At 42.4% G+C, this 17,901-nt stretch carries 19 protein-coding genes and 1 pseudogene; 14 read left to right on the top strand and 6 right to left on the bottom strand.

All coding sequences use genetic code 11. The features are described 5' to 3' along the window. Window positions 1-10 precede the first annotated feature (10 nt). Genes ccmC through C8R30_RS12225 form a run of 8 tightly spaced genes read left to right on the top strand, consistent with a single transcriptional unit; the run spans window position 11 to window position 6,370 of the window. The gene (ccmC, locus tag C8R30_RS12260; RefSeq protein ID WP_090666342.1) at window positions 11-751 is read left to right on the top strand and encodes a heme ABC transporter permease CcmC; all 741 of its coding nucleotides are present in this window, start codon (window positions 11-13) and stop codon (window positions 749-751) included. Then, window positions 646-951: a heme exporter protein CcmD gene (ccmD, locus tag C8R30_RS16570; protein ID WP_338065858.1), complete on the top strand. Its 306-nt coding sequence runs from the start codon at window positions 646-648 to the stop codon at window positions 949-951. Before ccmC ends, ccmD begins: the two co-directional genes overlap by 106 nt. Next, window positions 935-1,393, top strand: a complete 459-nt coding sequence (ccmE, locus tag C8R30_RS12250) for a cytochrome c maturation protein CcmE (protein WP_090666346.1) — start codon at window positions 935-937, stop codon at window positions 1,391-1,393. Before ccmD ends, ccmE begins: the two co-directional genes overlap by 17 nt. Before the next feature lie 55 nt (window positions 1,394-1,448). After that, complete coding sequence (locus C8R30_RS12245) at window positions 1,449-3,500, top strand: heme lyase CcmF/NrfE family subunit (protein ID WP_090666348.1); 2,052 nt, start codon at window positions 1,449-1,451, stop codon at window positions 3,498-3,500. Beyond that, entirely contained in the window at window positions 3,497-4,021 is a 525-nt protein-coding gene (locus C8R30_RS12240; protein WP_090666350.1) for a DsbE family thiol:disulfide interchange protein, read from the top strand. Before C8R30_RS12245 ends, C8R30_RS12240 begins: the two co-directional genes overlap by 4 nt. A gap of 5 nt (window positions 4,022-4,026) precedes the next feature. Beyond that, the gene (locus C8R30_RS12235; RefSeq protein ID WP_239654048.1) at window positions 4,027-4,551 is read left to right on the top strand and encodes a cytochrome c-type biogenesis protein; all 525 of its coding nucleotides are present in this window, start codon (window positions 4,027-4,029) and stop codon (window positions 4,549-4,551) included. Next, window positions 4,548-5,882, top strand: a complete 1,335-nt coding sequence (gene ccmI, locus C8R30_RS12230; RefSeq protein WP_107790229.1) for a c-type cytochrome biogenesis protein CcmI — start codon at window positions 4,548-4,550, stop codon at window positions 5,880-5,882. Before C8R30_RS12235 ends, ccmI begins: the two co-directional genes overlap by 4 nt. 38 nt (window positions 5,883-5,920) lie before the next feature. Further along, window positions 5,921-6,370, top strand: a complete 450-nt coding sequence (locus C8R30_RS12225; RefSeq protein ID WP_090666354.1) for a peroxiredoxin — start codon at window positions 5,921-5,923, stop codon at window positions 6,368-6,370. Between the two features lie 20 nt (window positions 6,371-6,390). Here the strand turns inward: C8R30_RS12225 and C8R30_RS12220 are convergent, their stop codons facing one another. Beyond that, complete coding sequence (locus C8R30_RS12220; RefSeq protein ID WP_090666356.1) at window positions 6,391-7,380, bottom strand: malate dehydrogenase; 990 nt, start codon at window positions 7,378-7,380, stop codon at window positions 6,391-6,393. Window positions 7,381-7,875: 495 nt separating this feature from the next. On the opposite strand from C8R30_RS12220, the gene C8R30_RS12215 reads away from it, so the two are divergent. The 3 genes from C8R30_RS12215 (at window position 7,876) to C8R30_RS12205 (ending at window position 13,936) form a co-directional block, all read left to right on the top strand. Next, window positions 7,876-9,393: an efflux transporter outer membrane subunit gene (locus tag C8R30_RS12215; protein ID WP_239654049.1), complete on the top strand. Its 1,518-nt coding sequence runs from the start codon at window positions 7,876-7,878 to the stop codon at window positions 9,391-9,393. 141 nt (window positions 9,394-9,534) lie between these two features. After that, window positions 9,535-10,758 (top strand): efflux RND transporter periplasmic adaptor subunit, encoded by a 1,224-nt coding sequence (locus tag C8R30_RS12210; RefSeq protein WP_107784377.1) that lies wholly within the window; start codon window positions 9,535-9,537, stop codon window positions 10,756-10,758. 1 nt (window position 10,759) lies between these two features. Continuing rightward, complete coding sequence (locus C8R30_RS12205) at window positions 10,760-13,936, top strand: efflux RND transporter permease subunit (protein WP_107790228.1); 3,177 nt, start codon at window positions 10,760-10,762, stop codon at window positions 13,934-13,936. 104 nt (window positions 13,937-14,040) lie between these two features. Here C8R30_RS12205 and C8R30_RS12200 read toward each other — a convergent pair whose 3' ends face one another. From C8R30_RS12200 to C8R30_RS16680, 3 genes and pseudogenes are all read right to left on the bottom strand, one after another. After that, on the bottom strand, window positions 14,041-14,331 hold the full coding sequence (locus tag C8R30_RS12200) for a BrnA antitoxin family protein (protein ID WP_090666361.1): 291 nt from the start codon (window positions 14,329-14,331) through the stop codon (window positions 14,041-14,043). Continuing rightward, the gene (locus C8R30_RS12195; RefSeq protein ID WP_090666363.1) at window positions 14,321-14,566 is read right to left on the bottom strand and encodes a BrnT family toxin; all 246 of its coding nucleotides are present in this window, start codon (window positions 14,564-14,566) and stop codon (window positions 14,321-14,323) included. The genes C8R30_RS12200 and C8R30_RS12195 overlap by 11 nt, the downstream gene beginning before the upstream one ends. A 72-nt stretch (window positions 14,567-14,638) precedes the next feature. Beyond that, a pseudogene (locus tag C8R30_RS16680) lies at window positions 14,639-14,749 on the bottom strand (hypothetical protein); the annotation flags it as partial. Window positions 14,750-15,224: 475 nt separating this feature from the next. On the opposite strand from C8R30_RS16680, the gene C8R30_RS12185 reads away from it, so the two are divergent. From C8R30_RS12185 to C8R30_RS12175, 3 genes are all read left to right on the top strand, one after another. Beyond that, complete coding sequence (locus tag C8R30_RS12185) at window positions 15,225-15,530, top strand: type II toxin-antitoxin system RelE/ParE family toxin (RefSeq protein ID WP_090666365.1); 306 nt, start codon at window positions 15,225-15,227, stop codon at window positions 15,528-15,530. After that, window positions 15,523-15,831: an addiction module antidote protein gene (locus C8R30_RS12180; RefSeq protein ID WP_090666367.1), complete on the top strand. Its 309-nt coding sequence runs from the start codon at window positions 15,523-15,525 to the stop codon at window positions 15,829-15,831. Before C8R30_RS12185 ends, C8R30_RS12180 begins: the two co-directional genes overlap by 8 nt. A 245-nt stretch (window positions 15,832-16,076) precedes the next feature. Next, window positions 16,077-16,799: a hypothetical protein gene (locus tag C8R30_RS12175; protein WP_146162694.1), complete on the top strand. Its 723-nt coding sequence runs from the start codon at window positions 16,077-16,079 to the stop codon at window positions 16,797-16,799. A gap of 468 nt (window positions 16,800-17,267) precedes the next feature. On the opposite strand, the gene C8R30_RS12170 is transcribed toward C8R30_RS12175, so the two are convergent. Further along, window positions 17,268-17,681 carry a DUF3653 domain-containing protein gene (locus C8R30_RS12170; protein ID WP_107790226.1) on the bottom strand — a complete coding sequence of 138 codons (414 nt, stop codon included), beginning with the start codon at window positions 17,679-17,681 and terminating at the stop codon, window positions 17,268-17,270. A 64-nt stretch (window positions 17,682-17,745) separates the two neighbouring features. Continuing rightward, a partial coding sequence (locus tag C8R30_RS12165; protein ID WP_143068222.1) for a transposase occupies window positions 17,746-17,901 on the bottom strand: 156 nt, incomplete at its 5' end.

Here is a 17,901-nt window from a genome sequence, read left to right as displayed (position 1 = left end):
AAAATTTTATATGTCCATAAATTGGTATAAATATGCTTCGCCCGCAAGCTTTTATTTTTTAGCGGGCAAGATGATTCCGTTTTTTTCTGTGGCGGCAGTGATTTTTTTAGTTGTTGGTCTTTATATTGGTTTCTTTGTGGCACCGACTGATTTTCAGCAAGGTGAAGCATACCGGATTATTTTTATTCATGTGCCTGCTGCATGGATGTCAATGTTTCTGTACTTAGTTATGGCTTTTTGGGCAGGGATAGGTCTCGCCTTCAATACTCGATTATCTTCAATGGTGGCAACCGCCATCGCGCCAACAGGTGCCATGTTTACTTTTCTGGCATTATGGACGGGAGCATGGTGGGGCAAACCTATGTGGGGGACTTGGTGGGTGTGGGATGCACGGCTTACTTCAGAATTGATTTTGTTATTTCTCTATATTGGATTCATGTCGCTGCAAGCTGCTATTGATGATCCGCGCAGGGCAGATAAGGCAGGGGCAATAATAGCCCTGGTAGGGGTTGTTAATATACCGATTATTTATTTCTCAGTTCAATGGTGGAACACCTTGCATCAGGGTGCATCGGTAAGCCTTACCCAGTCACCTAAGATGGCAACAACAATGTTGGCAGGGATGTTGATCATGTCACTCGCAGCATGGATGTATTCGATTGTTATGGTATTGATGCGTACCCGAGTCATCATATTGGAGCGGGAGCGTCATACTGCATGGGTAGCAGAATTAAAGGGAGCAACTCGATGAATTGGAATAGTTGGTCAGATTTTTTTGCAATGGGTGGCTATGGGTTTTATGTATGGGGATCTTATATAGTTTCAGTCATCTGCATAGTAGGTGAAATTTGGCTGATATTGAATCGCCGCCGAACTTTGCAAAAGTATCTTGGTCTGAAAAACGAATCAACTATAAGTATAAGTGAGAAAAAAAATGAAACCACGTCATAAAAAAATGGCGATTATTGCCTTAAGTGTCACGGCACTTACCAGTGCTGCAATTTTAGTTTTAAATGTCTTCCAAAGTAATCTAGTATTTTTCTTTAGTCCTACTCAGGTGGCAGCGAATGAAGCTCCTGTAGGGAAAAGTTTTCGTATTGGCGGAATTGTCGAAGAAGGTAGCCTAAAGCGGATAGACAATAGTACAACAATTGCGTTTGCTGTTACGGATACATCGGAAGCGATACAGGTTGTTTATACAGGCATACTTCCTGATCTGTTCAAAGAAGGAAAAGGAGTTGTAGCACAAGGAAAAATAGCCGATGACGGTATTTTTTACGCTGACGAAGTGCTAGCAAAGCATGATGAGAATTATATGCCGCCGGAAGCGGCAAGCGCACTTGAGCAAGCGGCCAAAGCACAAAAAGCTTCATTAATTCAACAAGAACAATAAATTAAAATAGGCAGCTGATTTCAAATAATTATTTTTCAGGGATAGTAAATCGATCATGATTCCAGAACTTGGTAATTTTGCCCTTATACTTGCATTATTATTAGCTTTAATTCAAGGAACACTTCCCCTTATTGGTGCGGCACGCGGCATCCCCGCATGGATTGCGCTAGCTAGGCCAGTAGTGCAGGGTCAATTCGTATTTATTGCGATAGCCTTTGGTTGCTTGGCTTACTCGTTCATCAATAATGATTTTTCAGTGATTAATGTGGTATCAAACTCTAATTCTGAGCTACCACTTCATTTCCGTTTTGCGGCTACTTGGGGTTCGCATGAGGGATCATTATTGCTCTGGGCGCTCCTATTGGCAGGTTGGTCTATTGCTGTGAGTGTATTTAGCCGTCAACTGCCAGATGACATGGTAGCTAGAGTTTTGGGTGTGCTAGGTCTGGTCAGTGTTGGATTTTTGCTATTCATGTTATTTACGTCCAATCCTTTTGATCGCCTTTTACCAGCAGCGTTAGAAGGGAGTGATTTGAATCCCCTATTGCAAGATCCTGGTATGGTCATGCATCCGCCAATGCTCTATATGGGGTATGTTGGATTTTCGGTTGCTTTCGCTTTTGCTATTGCTGCGCTTTTGAGCGGCCAATTGGATGCAGCATGGGCGCGTTGGTCGCGCCCGTGGACGACCGCTGCCTGGATTTTCTTAACCATTGGAATTATGATCGGCAGTTGGTGGGCCTACTATGAATTAGGCTGGGGAGGTTGGTGGTTCTGGGATCCCGTAGAAAACGCTTCTTTCATGCCATGGTTAGTAGGTACCGCGCTAATTCACTCACTAGCAGTTACAGAAAAACGTGGAAGTTTTAAAAGTTGGACTGTTTTGTTAGCAATAGTAACTTTTTCATTGAGTTTGTTAGGGACATTTCTAGTACGCTCTGGGGTATTAACTTCAGTTCATGCTTTTGCGACTGACCCCGCTAGAGGTATATTTATTCTAGTGTTTCTTGTCGTCGTCATAGGGTTTTCATTGACGCTTTTTGCTTGGCGTGCGCCAAAAGTAGGGCTGGGTGGCGATTTCCAACTTGTTTCTAGAGAAACAATGTTACTTGCAAATAACGTATTATTATTGGTTGCTGCGGGAAGCGTTATGCTAGGTACGCTTTACCCGTTGTTAATTGATGCTTTGAATCTCGGAAAAATATCAGTTGGCCCTCCCTATTTTGAAGCAGTCTTTGTTCCATTGATGGCACCCGCCATTTTTCTGATCGGCTTGGGGCCTATCGCGCGCTGGAAGCAAGCAAATCTTCCGTCTCTAATTGTTCGTTTACGGTGGGCGTTTGCTGTTAGTCTTGTCAGCGCTTTAATTGCTCCGTTTTTTATGAGCGAATGGAAACCATTCGTTAGTTTTGGCTTGTTGCTAGCTTTCTGGATTATTGCGAGCATATTTGTGAATATTAAGCATCGATTACAAAGTAGTGGCCAGGGTGGATTATTTGAAAAATTAGCAAAACAATCTCGAAGCTATTACGGCATGCATTGTGCTCATTTTGGAATAGCGGTTTTTATTATTGGTGTTGCTTTAGTGAACGGCTACGAAACAGAAAAAGATGTTCGTATGGAAATTGGTAGCCATGTTTCTATTAATGATTATATATTTCGTTTCAATGGTACCTCGGATGTTATCGGTCCGAATTACAAGGCGGTTAGAGGTGAAATAGAAGTTCTAAAGAATGATAAAAAAGTACGAGACTTGTACCCAGAGAAGAGAACATACAACGCTTCAGGAATGGTTATGACTGAAGCTGCGATCGATACGGGCTTGTTTCGTGATTTGTATGTAGCATTGGGCGAGCCATTAGATAATGAAGCGTGGGTTGTTCGTGTTTATCATAAGCCATTTGTTGATTGGATATGGTTTGGCTGTATTTTAATGGCGCTTGGCGGTGCTTTAGCCATCTCTGATAGACGCTATCGCTTATCGGTTCGTAAGAAAAGAGAGACCAGCGAAACCATAGAAGAAAAACCAGCTAGCGCTGCTGTTGATACGAGTACTACTAGCATCGATGCGAATGCATCGATTGTTCCGGAGGGAAGAAAAGCATGATGCGCTTTCTACTGCCGCTGATTGCTTTTCTTGTTTTAGTTGTTTTTCTCGGGATTGGCTTGACGTTGAATCCACGTCAAGTCCCGTCACCGCTTATTGATAAGCCGGCGCCAGTTTTTGAGTTATATCAGTTACATAACCCAGAAAAAGTTTTGGTATCACAAGATAATCTTGGGAAAGTTTGGTTGTTAAATGTATGGGCTTCTTGGTGTGTGGCGTGTCGCGATGAACACCCATTACTGGTGCAGCTATCTCAATTAGGCATCGTGCCCATCTATGGGCTTAATTATAAAGATGAGCGAGACACTGCAATACAGTGGCTTAAACAATATGGCGATCCTTATACGGTCAGTGTCGTTGATCATGATGGCAGGGTAGGGATTGATTACGGTGTTTATGGTGTTCCAGAAACATATGTTATTGATAAACAGGGAATTATTCGCCACAAACATATTGGGCCTGTAACTGTTAAATCATTAGAAGAAAAAATTCTTCCTTTGATTAAAGAATTGCAGGGGTAAGTTTTATGTACAAAATTGATTTAATGCCATTTGCCAATTACTCTTGCAAATTAATTGGTTACATCAGATTTCTGTTTTTTATCGCATCGATTTTATTTACACTTAGTAGTTTTGCTAAAGAAGCGCAACCTACGGCGGAAGATCCTGAGCTTGAAAAACGTTTGATTTCATTGTCGGAGAATCTCCGCTGCTTAGTTTGTCAGAATGAAACTATTGCGGAATCACGTGCCGATTTTTCGAATGACATGCGGCGCGAAATTCGAGAACAAATGAAGGCAAATAAAAGCGATGCAGAGATTATAGAATTTCTAGTCGCACGCTACGGTGATTTTGTTCTTTATGATCCTCCTTTCAAATCTACGACATTTCTTCTATGGTTCGGCCCGCTCATCTTATTTATAAGTGGTGTGGCTGCGTTAATGTTTTATTTACGGCGACGGCGTACGCAAATTGAAGAAGATTCATTATCTGATAGTGAGCGCTTGCAAGCTGAGACTTTAATAAAAGCGATTGATAAGGAAAAAGTATGACTTCATTTTGGGTGGTCGCAGGTATTTTTATTGTTATAGCATTAATGTTTGTATTACCAACTCTGCTTAGAAACAGATCTATTAAAGCTAAGTTGACAGAACGAGAAGAGGCCAATCTAGCCATTTATCGTGATCAACTAGCTGAATTGGATAGTGATTTGCGTAATGACATCTTATCGAAAGATCAGTATGAGAAAAGTAAGCAAGAATTACAAAAGAGGATGCTGCAGGATGTTCAATCATCAAAAATGTCTATGAAAACACCTGCGAGAAAAACGTCCGGAATTGCTACAACGGCGATTGTTGTTTTAGCTGTTCCGATTGCTGCTGTATCGTTATATATGGTTTTAGGTGATACACGTGGCTTGCTTCCACAAGCTCAATTGGCAAATGCAACACAATTTCACTCGCCGGAAATGATGGCTATGCCGCCTGGGCACGCTGAAATTAGATCTGTTGTCGGTAATTTGATCGCGCGTTTGAATGAAAATCCTGACGATATAGAAGGATGGATGATGCTCGGACGGACCTATGCGATTATGGGGGAATTTGAGGAAGCGGCTGCGACATACGCTAGACTGGTAGCAATGATCCCCGATAGCGCACAACTGCTTAGCGACTATGCAGATGTACTAGCGATGACGAACAACGGCAGTTTAATAGGTAAGCCTGCAGAATTAATTAATCAAGCGCTCAAAGCTGACCCTGACTATCCCAAAGCACTTGCATTAGCGGGAACAGTTGAGTTTGAAAAAGAAAACTATGATCAAGCGGCTATTCATTGGGAAAAACTATTGAGTGTTATTCCTTCTGAATCTCAACTCGCTAAATCTGTAAGTGATAGCATTGCGCAAGCTAAATCCTTAGCAAAGGATGATGGAGATAAATCCGCGCCTGTACAATTTGCGCAAAACTCCAATATCAGTAGTGATTTGCCCGGCGACGCACGACAAAAAAATGTGGAAGATAACCGAAATGATCCCAGCGCTGTCGATATCAAAGGAACAGTATCACTAAGCCCTGATTTAGCAAATAAAGTATCACCTGGGGATACGGTGTTTGTATTTGCACGAGCTGAGACTGGACCTAAAATGCCACTGGCTATCTTAAGATTGACGGCACGAGAGTTACCAGCATCTTTCACTCTGGATGATAATATGGCGATGACGCCTGCGATGAAGATGTCTAGCTTTCCTAAGGTGGTCATTGGCGCCAGGATAACTAAATCAGGACAGGCAGTACCGGCTAGTGGAGATCTAGAAGGATTCAGCCAGCCTGTTAAACTAGGTGATCGTGAAGTCTCCGTAACAATTGATCAGGTAATACCTTGATTTGATTAACTTCTTAATAAAAAAATCTATTTCTCGTTATGCTTAATGCTGCGCCCGATTTTGAGCTTGAATCAACAGGAAATAAAAAATTCCGTTTAGCTACCTTGGGGAAAAATCTAGTCATTTACTTTTACCCAAAAGATGATACGCCAGGATGCACCGATGAAAGCCTACAATTTCGCGATCTTTATGCTGAATTTAGTAAAATTGGTTGTGAGATTATAGGAATTTCACGTGATAGTATTAAATCTCATGAGAAATTTAAAGAAAAACTATCATTGCCATTCGATTTGCTCAGCGACAGCGAAGAAACTGTATGCGAACTCTATAACGTTATCAAAATGAAAAATATGTATGGCAAACAGGTGCGTGGCATTGAGCGTAGTACGTTTGTGGTGGATAAAGAAGGAAACTTACGTAAAGAGTGGCGGGGTGTTAAAGTACCTAATCATGCTGCAGAGGTACTCTCCTTTGTTAAGGAGCTTTAAGCATTATAAATTATCTATTTTCATTGCCTTGGTAATAAATGTTTAATTGCGTTTTTCTCCTCTAAAAGCTCTTGATAGGTTGCAAACATTTTTAATTTAGCAATATTGTTAATTTCCAATCCCTGAACAATATGATAGGTACCTGCTTGGCAAGTAGCAGGGAACCCATAAATTACGCCTTCTGGAATATCATAGCTGCCATCTGACGGAATGCCCATCGTAACCCAATCATCTTTCTTTGTATCAAAACACCAGTCCTGAATATGGTTAATAATTGCATTTGCAGCACTAGCCGCACTGGAAGAACCTCTCGCTTCAATGATTGCTGTACCCCGATTCTGAACAGTGGGAATAAAGTACGCCTCTACCCATGATTGATCTTCTATAAGCGATAAAATCTTTTTTCCGTCTATTTCAGCATGACTCAGATCAGGAAACTGAGTAGACGAATGATTACCCCAGATAATCATTTTTTTGATTTTTGAAACTGGCTGGCCTAGTTTCAATGCGATTTGGGAAAGCGCACGATTATGATCCAATCTGAGCATAGCAGAAAAGCATTTAATGGGTAAATCTGGCGCATTTTTCAGGGTAATGTAAGCATTAGTATTAGCTGGATTACCTACCACAAGCACTTTTACATTACGATTCGCAGCCTGATTGAGTGCTTTGCCCTGTATGCTGAATATTTCAGCGTTAGCAGAAAGTAGATCTTTACGCTCCATTCCTTTCGCTCTCGGACGCGCGCCGACCAGTATAGCAATATCAATGTCAGTAAAAGCGATTAGAGGATCGTCAGTTGTGACAATATCCATCAATAGTGGAAATGCGCAATCATGTAATTCCATGACGACGCCATTAAGGATATGTTGTGCTGCAGCAATATCTAAAAGATGCAAAATGATAGGCTGATCATTTCCAAGCATATCGCCAGCAGCAATTCGAAAAAGCAGGTTGTAGCCAATTTGACCGGCTGCACCCGTTATCGCAACGCGAACAGGAGGTTTCATACTTCAGTTCAACAGAAGAGGTTTGCAACTCATCATATAAAAATGCATAAATTAAGTAATGTAATTATACTCGGAGTACGCCATACTTTCTCTTGGATTTTTGGAATAATCAAAAATACATGTAATATTAGATACTTATAACCAAAAACGAAGCCAGTGTGAAGTTGTGTAGAGGGATAAAAAAATGATGTAAACTATTTTTTGTGTCGGAATCACTGTACGGACAGTGGCTCATAGACACCATAAAATGGTAAAATTAGTAGAGATCGCTTTCTGTTCATGTTACTAAAACCGATTAAACTGAGTATTTCTTTGCGAAACAACGGGTATTAGCAAGTATAGCTATTGCTAGCTAAGCTATTTTTTACCTTGCATGAGTCTATGTTGACCAATCGCTTCGAAGCTAGCCAATGATTTAAGTCACGGTTTATTGGATATCAAGATCAAGGTGTCGATAAATTGATTTCATCTTCAATATATAAACATAGGAAAGGCATGTTGTCACATCTAGAGCGTTTGATCATGATGGGTACGTCAATCCTGATTAAACTGATCGGTCAAATTAGAGTATTTTCTCTTCAAATCAAACTGCTATTGTTTAGATTGTTTCCAACAAATTCTGCCACCTATTGGCATTTGAATCGTACGCTATTGCTCCTGCCGAGCTTGTTGATTACGTCTTGCGCAATGGGGCCCGATTATTTAAGGCCTACTATCGATAATTCAGAGAAATTTCGAATGAATGAGGTTGAAGGGCAGTCCATTGCCAATCTCACATGGTGGGAGCTTCTTCACGATGAGGAATTACAGCGACTCATTAACCAAGCTTTACTTGAAAATAAAAATCTCAAGCAAGCTATAGCTAGCGTTGAGGAGCTACGTGCACGACTCAGTGCCGCGCGTATGGATTTCCTACCTCAAATGGAAATAAATGCTAATGCGCCCGTCGCTGGAAAGCTTGGTGGGTTTTCTGTGCCAGGCTTTCCAACGCCTTATAATTATTATGGACAGACACTTCTCAACTGGGAAATAGATATCTGGGGACGAATCCGGCGCGCCAATGAAGCTGCACAAGCTGATTTACTTGCGCGTGAGGAAAACCGTCGAGCAATTGTATTATCGTTAGTTAGTGATGTAGCACAATCTTATTTCGATTTACTGCAATTCGATATGCAATTGGAAATTGCGCGGCGTGCATTGTTATCATGGGAGGAATCGGTTGCCATTTCTCAGGCGCAATTAACAGGGGGTATCATTTCTCGTCTTGATTTAGATCAATTCGAGGCGGAGCGGGCGAATGCGGCTGCACGCGTAGCTGAACTCGAACGATTATTAGTTCAAAAAGAGAACGAGCTTAGCGTCTTGATAGGAAGAAACCCTGCTCCGATTGTACGCGGGCGTTCATTGACCGATCAGCTTATGCCGCCTGAAGTGCCAGCAGGTCTACCTTCGGAGTTGTTGCAGCGTCGTCCAGATGTGCTTCAGGCTGAACAAATATTGATAGCCGCAACTGCGCGAATTGGGGTGACTAAAGCGGCGCGGTTTCCCAAATTTTCACTGACGGGTTTTCTAGGCGTGGCCAGTCCATCCCTGTCTAATTTATTACTTTCAGATAGCAAATTTGGTGTCGGTGGAATCGGGCTGGCAGGGCCCTTGCTGAATGCACAAAGTTTGGGCTTTGAGCAAAAAGCAGCCGAAGCGCAAGCGAGACAAGCATTAGCACAATATGAGCAAACGGTGTTGGTCGCATTCAAGGAAGTAGAAGATGCGCTCGTAGCGATTCGTACTGCTAATGAACAGCGTAAAGAACGATATGCTCAAGTTAAGGCACTACGATCCGCGCTAAATATCGCCGACCTCCGTTATGAAGGCGGAATTACCAGTTATGTTGACGTGCTTCTCGCTAAACGGAATCTATTCGATGCAGAATTTGAACTCATGGCAACCCATCGACTTCATCTCGCTTCAGTTGTTCAACTTTATAAAGCATTAGGAGGAGGGTGGATACCATAATTATTAAAACTTGCTATTTTTAAAGAGAATAGCGGGTCTAGTAGAGTAGATAAAGGGGGGCAGGTTTTCTTGAATAATCTTCGTAACATATCTTAGCCTTCATTTAAATGTTCATTTTTATAATTATAAAGAGTCAAATCTATGCACCGACCCATTCAATGGTTAACTTCATTATCTTCTATTGCCGGTTGTACAGGCATTGGGCTTTTAATCCTTTTATTAATTGGATGTGTTCAGAATTCCCCGGACGATACGCCAACTCCTGCTCCTCAAGTAGAAGTCATTACCGTTACTACCCAAACCATTGAAGATGAACCAGAGTTCATTGGCCAGACTGAAGCGTTCAGACCGGTTGAGATACGATCCCAAGTAAGCGGGATTATCAAAGAAGTATATTTTGTGGAAGGCCGCAACGTTAAGAAAGGCGATAAACTATACCTCATTGATCCTGTACCTTTTAACGCTATTTATCTTAGTAGTAAGGCAAAGGTTGCTCAAGCACAGGCTCGCTTGAACCAAGCTAAGCAAGATCTTGCGCGTGTACGGCCGCTCCTGGCAAAACAAGCCGTAAGTAAAAAGAATGTGGATGATGCAGAAGCAGAAGTATTGGCAGCTAAAGCAGCCTTGGAAGCCGCACAAAATGATTTGGTCAAGGCAAAATTTGATCTTGATAATACCTTGATAACCGCCCCAGTCGATGGACGTATAGGCCGGAGCCATTTTTATGAGGGGCGTTTGATTTCTGCTCAAACAACGTTATTAGCAACCATCGATCAACTCGATCCGATGTATGTCAATGTGAGCGTTCCAGAAAGCTATCTCTTACGTCGCCGCCGCGAGCTTGCCGAACACAAAATTGAAAGGCCTGATATTTTTAAGCTCCGGGGAGTAATGACATTTTCTGACGGGAGTGTTTATCCCGAGGAAGGTGTTTTAGATTTTGCGGATGTAGCGATACGTCCCGAAACGGGCACACTCCAAGGGCGCTTTAAATTTCCTAACCCTGAAGGACGAGAATCTCCAGGACAATCCTATTTTTATCCTGGGCAATTCGTCAGGATTCGTCTTAAAGGTTATATTCGAACGAATGCAGTTCTCGTGCCCCAACGCGCTGTTCAGCAAGGACCAACAGGTTCCTTTGTTTACGTCATTGACAAAGGAGGACGGGCAGAGCTTAGACCGGTACAGGTCAGCGCATGGCATGGTAAAGAATGGCTAATCGAGAAAGGCTTACAAGCGGGTGAACGTGTGGTTGTAGAAGGGTTTCACCGCATTTTGCCGGGCATTGAAGTAAATGCTGTTCAACATCAAAAAACACAATCGTTATCAAACGACCTTACTGAGAAAGTAAGCGAGCATAAATAGTATGAACTCTCATTTTTTTATTGATCGACCTATATTTGCGTCGGTTCTTTCAATTATTATCGTCGTGATCGGGTTGATCGCGTTACATTCCTTGCCTATCGCACAATTTCCGCAAATCACCCCACCAGTCGTACAAATCGAGGCTGATTACCCAGGTGCAAGTGCTGAAGTGGTTGCTGAGGCGGTAGCCCGTCCCATCGAAATTCAGTTACCCGGTATCGATAATCTTCTTTATTACGAATCGACGAGTACGAACGATGGCCATATGACGATGAAGCTCACATTCGAGATCGGAACCGATATCGATATCGCTCAGGTACAAACACAAAATCGGCAACGTTTAGCTGAACCCCAATTACCAGATAAAGTCATTCGTCAGGGCGTAACCGTAAAAAAAGTATCGCCAGACATACTCGCAGTCATTGCGTTAAGCTCGACCGATCCCCGGCATGATAATGTTTTTATTTCAAATTACGCTTTGCTCCGAATCCTGGATAATATTAAGCGACTGCCTGGGGTAGGTGATACGGTTGTTTTCGGAGGACAGAATTATTCCATGCGGCTGATTCTCGATCCAGTCCGCATGGCTCAGCTCAATCTTACGCCGACCGATATTGCTTCTGTTGTACGAGAACAAAATCGTGATTTTCCTGCTGGTAGGATAGGGCGTGAACCAATGCCCAATGCAACAGAACTGACTATACCGGTCATTACTCGTGGCCGCATGAGCGAAGTCAAGGATTTCGAGGATATGATCATTCGCGCATACCCTGACGGCTCCATGGTGCGGATGCAAGACGTTGCACGTGTTGAACTGGGTGCGCAATCCTATGATCTCGAAGGACGATGGAATGGCCAACCGAGCACTTTTTTGCTGACCTTCCTTGCTCCAGGTGCGAATGCACTCGATACGGTTCAACGGGTACGGCAAGAAATGGAACAACTCGCCCATAATTTCCCTGCGGGTATGTCATATGATATCCCTTATGACACTACACAATTCATCGAAGTATCCATTAAAGAGGTTGTAAAAACACTCGGTGAAGCGACTTTACTCGTCATTCTGGTCGTTTTCCTTTTTCTGCAAAGTTGGCGTGCAACGCTGATTCCAATTGTCGCGGTCCCAATTTCATTAATTGGAACGTTTGCTGGTATGTCGGCATTGGGTTTTTCAATCAATACGCTGACCCTTTTTGGGATGGTCCTTGCGATCGGTATTGTTGTAGATGACGCCATTCTGGTGGTGGAAAATGTGGAACGACATATCACAAAAGGAGGCCTATTGCCGCGTGACGCCGCGAAAAAAGCAATGGACGAAGTAACAAATCCAGTTATTGCCAGCGTACTAGTTTTAGCGGCTGTATTTGTACCTGTCGCGTTCCTCGGCGGAATCACGGGCGAGTTGTATAAGCAATTCGCGATTACCATTGCACTGTCCGTCACCATTTCCGGTATTGTGGCGCTGACGTTGAGTCCTGCCCTCTGTGCTCTGGTGCTGAAACCCAGTCATGGAGCACCCAAGGGATTTTGGAAGCTATTTAATCACTCGTTTGATTGGCTGCAAGCACGCTATGTCGGAACGGTCGGCATCCTCTTAAAACGATCGGTGATGGCGCTGCTGATCTTCTTAACTTTAATCGTGATCGGGCTGGGGTTATTCAGGACGATCCCGGGAAGCTTTCTTCCAGAAGAAGATCAGGGATATTTTATTACCGTCGTCCAGTTACCGGATGGTGCTTCCCTTGCTCGAACAATCGAAGTTCTCGGCAAGATAGAGAATTATTTTCTATCGATTCCAGCAGTGCATTCGACTGATGCATTGACTGGCCAGAATTTTGTATTCGGTACGCGTGGGACAAATCAAGCTACGATGTTTGTTCCCTTGCAGCATTGGGACACACGCGAGCATCCTGAAGAACAGGTGCAAGGTCTGGTTGCATCAGCTTATCAAGAATTTGCCAAAATACCCGAAGCGTTGATTCTTGCTTTTAATGCGCCTTCAATCAGCGGATTTGGCGCTACCGGGGGATTCTCAGTCCAGCTTCAAGATCCTGGTGGAGGAGATTTTGCTGAATTTGCTGCTGTTGCCCAGGATTTTGTGACTAAAGCCATGGCACACCCGGCCATAGCGGTTGCCAGCACCAATTTCCGCCTGAGTGCGCCACGCTTATATGCCCATGTGGATCGTGAGCGGGCTAAAGCGTTGGGTGTCCCGATATCCGAAGTATTCGATACCATGCAAGCTTACTTTGGAAATTTATATATCAATGATTTTGTTAAATTTGGGCGCATCTACCGCGTGCAAACTGAAGCATTGCCAGAGTATCGATCTAATCCAGATGATATCAGCAAAATTTATGTTAGGGCTCAAAGTGGTGATACGTCAACCATGATCCCTCTGGATTCGGTCGTGACTACTGAATTTAACAGTGGGCCCGATCCGGTAACACATTTTAATGGGTTCAACTCTGCGATGGTTCTCGGAGCTGCAGCACCAGGATACAGCTCCGGACAAGCGCTTGATGCACTTGAGCAAGTTGCCGCCGAAGTTTTGACACCCAAAGGTTACACCATTGATTGGAGCGGTATATCTTTCCAAGAAAAGAAGGCCGGCGGTCAATCAGTATTGGTGTTTTTGTTTGCGTTGCTCATGGTTTTTCTGGTATTGGCCGCTTTATACGAGAGCTGGTCCATTCCTTTCGCTGTCATTCTTGCCATTCCGTTTGGTGTGGTAGGAGCACTACTAGCTATCTGGTTTCGAGAACTGACGAACGACATTTATTTTCAAATCGGTTTGGTGACTTTGATTGGGCTGGCAGCCAAGAACGCCATTCTAATTGTCGAATTCGCCAACCAACGTTATGCAGCAGGTGTAACGCTGACTGCAGCGGCGCTCGAAGCAGCACGGCTTCGATTTCGGCCTATTATTATGACTTCCATGGCTTTTATTCTCGGTGTTCTGCCACTCGTGATTGCAACCGGTGCAGGTGCAGCAAGTCGGCATTCAATTGGTACAGGCGTATTTGGCGGAATGCTGGCAGCAACATTTCTTGCCATCTTTTTTGTGCCTTTATTTTTTGTACTCATTGGTAAGATCAAGCGCCCAGAAAAGCCGCAAATACCCGAAAAGAAACAAAGTGTGGAAGATGAAGAGCCTGTGCGCAGAGAGTTACCCTAGAAATAACACGCCTGGCCGGGCAACAAGAATGTCGTTATTACTGCAGCTAATCTATAAACCGATGGTTACACTGTAACTATCATCAATAAGTTACGGTGTAACATTTAATTGGTTTTCTCATGTATTTTTAACCACTCTTTTAACGCTTCATCCATACGAGTTTGCCAGCCAGCACCTGAAGCACGGAATGAATCTACTACCTCTCGGGATAAACGAATAGTGATCCGTTTCTTTGTCGTAGCAGCCAGTGGCCTGCCAACGCGTTTTAACTGCTTAAATTCAGAATCGGATAGCTCATAAGTATCAGGATCGGAAACGATACCAGCGCTTATTGCAGCTTCTTCTTCCGGTGTGGGTAGTTTCACTTTCCGTCCGGATTTAGATTTAAGAAACATAATACTTTACCTCTCTTTGATTTGCTTTTCTTAGGCTTATGATACGCCGCTCATTACCTCGATCAGTAAAAACCACACAGTACAACCGATCGCCAAGAAGTGCATAACCTATCATGCGCTTTTCTCCATAATCTTTGCGATCATCCATCTTGGCTAGCAACGTATCCCATTCGATCATAAGCGCCAAGCTCAACGGCACACCATGTTTAGCTAAATTTATGCTGTCCTTGGTCAAATATAATCTTCATATTAAATATTGTATGTACAATAATTAATGAAGTCAATGAGGCAATAGTTACACTGTAACTTAATCGCCATAGTTACAATCTAACTTAGCCGCAAGCTCATTGATTGCCTGCTCGATGAGTTCTCTTTTAGTCTTACCTGTTTTCTTGACCAATCTACGTAAATTAGCCGCTGTATGTGGTTCTAATAGAACCTAAACACGAGACAAATTAGTACCATAAACATCTTTCAAAGCACGCTCACGATAAGCGCATTGTCTTTCTGCGTTGCTCAATGCCATTTCAATATCTCCAAAACGTTATACTGTAACGAAAAAAATAACACTGTTACGCTGTAACGCCAAGAAATAATTATGCCGTAACGAGAAACAATTGAATTAATTTTCCTGAAACCTTCCACTGCTGTAAATGACGTCAAGGGCGCGCGTAGCGCGTGCATTTCACCCTTGACGGGGCACGCGCTCACAATACGCTCATGCAACGGGGTAGGGTTTGAGAACCCGCCCCCGATGCCTAGCGGCGAGTGAGTGCTCGTTCTGAATTAAACCGCAAGGTATACGGTATCGCACCCTATGTGCCAGCCACTCAGGTCATTACACACCATTGCGGTATTGAGTATCTGTATTTATTAAACTACACTACTTCATAATGATTGAAATAAAGCAAACGGAAGTGTTCCGAAAATGGCGACAGCATTTAAAGGATGGGCGCGCGCTTGCTATGATTGCTTCGCGCTTAGACCGCCTTGCGTTTGGTCATTTTGGAGATGTAGAACCCATAGGCCAAGGGATTAGCGAGTTGCGCATTCATTATGGCCCAGGATATCGAATCTATTTTCAGAAACGGGGCGACTTGATTATTGTCTTACTTTGTGGCGGAGACAAAAGGACTCAAGTAAAAGATATTATGACGGCGAAGCGGCTAGCTGATGAATGGAGTAAACAAAATGGTTGAAAAACTAACTACCTATGATCCTGCTGAAGATTTAACTTCTGATGAAGCGATTGCCATTTTCATGGCAGAAGCATTTCAAACTAATGACACTGGTTATATTGCGCATGCCCTTGGCGTCGTCGCCCGCGCTAAAGGCATGACACAAATAGCGGAAAAAACTGGCCTTTCTCGCGAACAACTATACCGTTCCTTCAGCGAAAACGGCAATCCCACCCTTAAAACAACTCTGGCGGTCATGAAAGCTCTAGGAATTGAACTTACTGCCAAAATTCCAAGTACTGAAAATAAAGCGGTTGTATAAGCTTCATAGTCATTACTAGCTTTATCATCATAAAGGGCGTCAAGATCGCTCGTGGCGCTTGCATTTCACTTTTGACGGGGTACGCGCGCTCATGTAACGGGTGGGAATTGAAAACCCGCCCCCGATGCCCAGCGGCGAGCTAAATTGGCGATTAAATAAATGCGTTGAAAGAGATGAACCAATTTACGCTCATGATTTAAAGTCAATTCCGTATTTGTATTTAAGTAATAGAAAATTTTAAATTCTTGAACTTAGTTTCCGATAATTCTTTTATCGAAAATAAAAGAATTAATGCTATGAATATTATTGGTGGAAGAACAACCTGTGGTGAGTATGCAAAAGTATTTTTTGGGATTATGTTGTCTGCGGTTGTCTTTTCAGCATTGTTAACTCCACTTAATCTTCAAGCTAATGAAATTAAATATAAGGAAATTAATGTCAAGGAATGCAAGAGGTACATAAATTCCATGTTTGACGAAAACCCGAATACTCCTGAAAACAAGTATTTTAATAGGGAAATTGCAGTAAAAGATTGCATTAATGAAATGGATGATAACTATAAAAAGGGACTTCCTAGTTATGCAACCCATACACCTCGCGATATAGAGATTTACAGAGAAGAAAAGCAAAAAAAGAGTACTTTAAAATTTCGTGCAAAAAATAAGGATACGCTTAACAGAATAAAAAATAGTTGTGCAGAACCAATTTTTCATATGTATGTAGGCATGTACACAGAAAAGACAAAGGGAGCATCTAAGAAAGATCAGGTAAAAACATTACGGTCGTTATTGCATTCAATTGAACCAAACTCAATTCTTGAATCGATAATAGCGCATATTTCATACGTAATGCTAGATGAAATTTATTCCAGCATAGGACCAACTAGTGATACTGAGATCCCAAAACGGGTAATCTCATTTTATGAAAAATGTACTGAAATATATGAGCAAGCTTTATTTCTACGTTAGAGTTCTCAAAATAATTAAATATATAAGTTACAGTAGCACAGCGAGCAGAGTATCTGTCGTGAGTATAGCCATTTCGTATTTAACTTTAGAGTTATTTCAACAATATTAACTTCTTGCCATTCTAATTTTCTTCCGTTTTCCTTAATCTGTTTCTCGATCTTGCTTATCATCATTGCAAGATGCCTGCATATGAGCATTGCGTTGCGTATTGATGCAATGTGTTTCAGTAGGTCTGCTTTTTCTTGAATTCTCTCTTGCCATTTAGTTGCCGCGCTAGTGCCAGCATAAGCACCAGCAAACGCCGAAAAAAGTGAAATTACTACGTTAGTTAAGCAATAGGTTATCGAAATAGATTGTCATTATTAACTTTATAAGATATATCTTGAAAGATTAAACTAGCAGTCAATTTAGTAGGCTCCATGTATTTCGTATGACTTATTGTTCTAGAATTATAAAAAAAAAACTCCTCTACAGCATCATCCCAAACCGACTTTCAAGAATCAATTGCCGCTTGTAAAAATCAGCCCTTATTTCTAACTCTTTAATCTCAGTTATTCTTTCTTCCAGTTGCCGCTTTAACATCCTGATTTCACTTTCCAGGGCGGCCACTTGTTGACACCTAAAGAACATCGATCGGATATGATGCGCCGTGAACCCGTTCCGCCATTCAGGAACAAACAATAAATTTTTCCTGAAGTAGAACCCTTGCCAGTCTTTGCCCAATAAAGCACTAACGTCACCCTCGACATATAACTTTAAAAGACGGATAGCAGATTCAGGAACCTTCGTAATACCGCGCTTCCAGTGTCTGACCTTATCAGGACTTTCACCTGTAACTTCTTCGATTAGCTGACTATTAGTATATTTTGTTATGTCATCCATCTCGTTTGCCTCCTTTAGGCAATATCATTGCAAAACATAAAAGAAAGTAAATCAAATAGCCTCGTCAGAAAAATTCGTGGGTAGTTTTAGGCACAGGTAGTTCGCCAAGGGTATGATACAGAGCAATTTCAGTAGCATGAAAGGTTCGAAAGCCATAGGCTTTTCTCGTAATCAGTTTTGCTTTGGTATTGAAACCCTCGACAATTCCGCTGGAAAACTG

Origin of the sequence: Nitrosomonas nitrosa, assembly GCF_003051105.1 — a bacterium.
Taxonomy (GTDB): Bacteria; Pseudomonadota; Gammaproteobacteria; order Burkholderiales; family Nitrosomonadaceae; genus Nitrosomonas; species Nitrosomonas nitrosa.
The sequence above is the reverse complement of the archived record's forward strand: the minus strand, read 5'-3'. Positions and strand labels throughout refer to the sequence as shown.

Excerpts from the sequence above, each read along its gene's own strand:
- ccmC (WP_090666342.1), top strand. The coding sequence starts at position 11 with ATGTCCATAAATTGGTATAAATATGCTTCGCCCGCAAGCTTTTATTTT.
- ccmD (WP_338065858.1), top strand. The coding sequence starts at position 646 with ATGGATGTATTCGATTGTTATGGTATTGATGCGTACCCGAGTCATCAT.
- ccmE (WP_090666346.1), top strand. The coding sequence starts at position 935 with ATGAAACCACGTCATAAAAAAATGGCGATTATTGCCTTAAGTGTCACG.
- C8R30_RS12245 (WP_090666348.1), top strand. The coding sequence starts at position 1,449 with ATGATTCCAGAACTTGGTAATTTTGCCCTTATACTTGCATTATTATTA.
- C8R30_RS12240 (WP_090666350.1), top strand. The coding sequence starts at position 3,497 with ATGATGCGCTTTCTACTGCCGCTGATTGCTTTTCTTGTTTTAGTTGTT.
- C8R30_RS12235 (WP_239654048.1), top strand. The coding sequence starts at position 4,027 with ATGTACAAAATTGATTTAATGCCATTTGCCAATTACTCTTGCAAATTA.
- ccmI (WP_107790229.1), top strand. The coding sequence starts at position 4,548 with ATGACTTCATTTTGGGTGGTCGCAGGTATTTTTATTGTTATAGCATTA.
- C8R30_RS12225 (WP_090666354.1), top strand. The coding sequence starts at position 5,921 with ATGCTTAATGCTGCGCCCGATTTTGAGCTTGAATCAACAGGAAATAAA.
- C8R30_RS12220 (WP_090666356.1), bottom strand. The coding sequence starts at position 7,380 with ATGAAACCTCCTGTTCGCGTTGCGATAACGGGTGCAGCCGGTCAAATT.
- C8R30_RS12215 (WP_239654049.1), top strand. The coding sequence starts at position 7,876 with ATGTTGTCACATCTAGAGCGTTTGATCATGATGGGTACGTCAATCCTG.
- C8R30_RS12210 (WP_107784377.1), top strand. The coding sequence starts at position 9,535 with ATGCACCGACCCATTCAATGGTTAACTTCATTATCTTCTATTGCCGGT.
- C8R30_RS12205 (WP_107790228.1), top strand. The coding sequence starts at position 10,760 with ATGAACTCTCATTTTTTTATTGATCGACCTATATTTGCGTCGGTTCTT.
- C8R30_RS12200 (WP_090666361.1), bottom strand. The coding sequence starts at position 14,331 with ATGTTTCTTAAATCTAAATCCGGACGGAAAGTGAAACTACCCACACCG.
- C8R30_RS12185 (WP_090666365.1), top strand. The coding sequence starts at position 15,225 with ATGATTGAAATAAAGCAAACGGAAGTGTTCCGAAAATGGCGACAGCAT.
- C8R30_RS12180 (WP_090666367.1), top strand. The coding sequence starts at position 15,523 with ATGGTTGAAAAACTAACTACCTATGATCCTGCTGAAGATTTAACTTCT.
- C8R30_RS12170 (WP_107790226.1), bottom strand. The coding sequence starts at position 17,681 with ATGGATGACATAACAAAATATACTAATAGTCAGCTAATCGAAGAAGTT.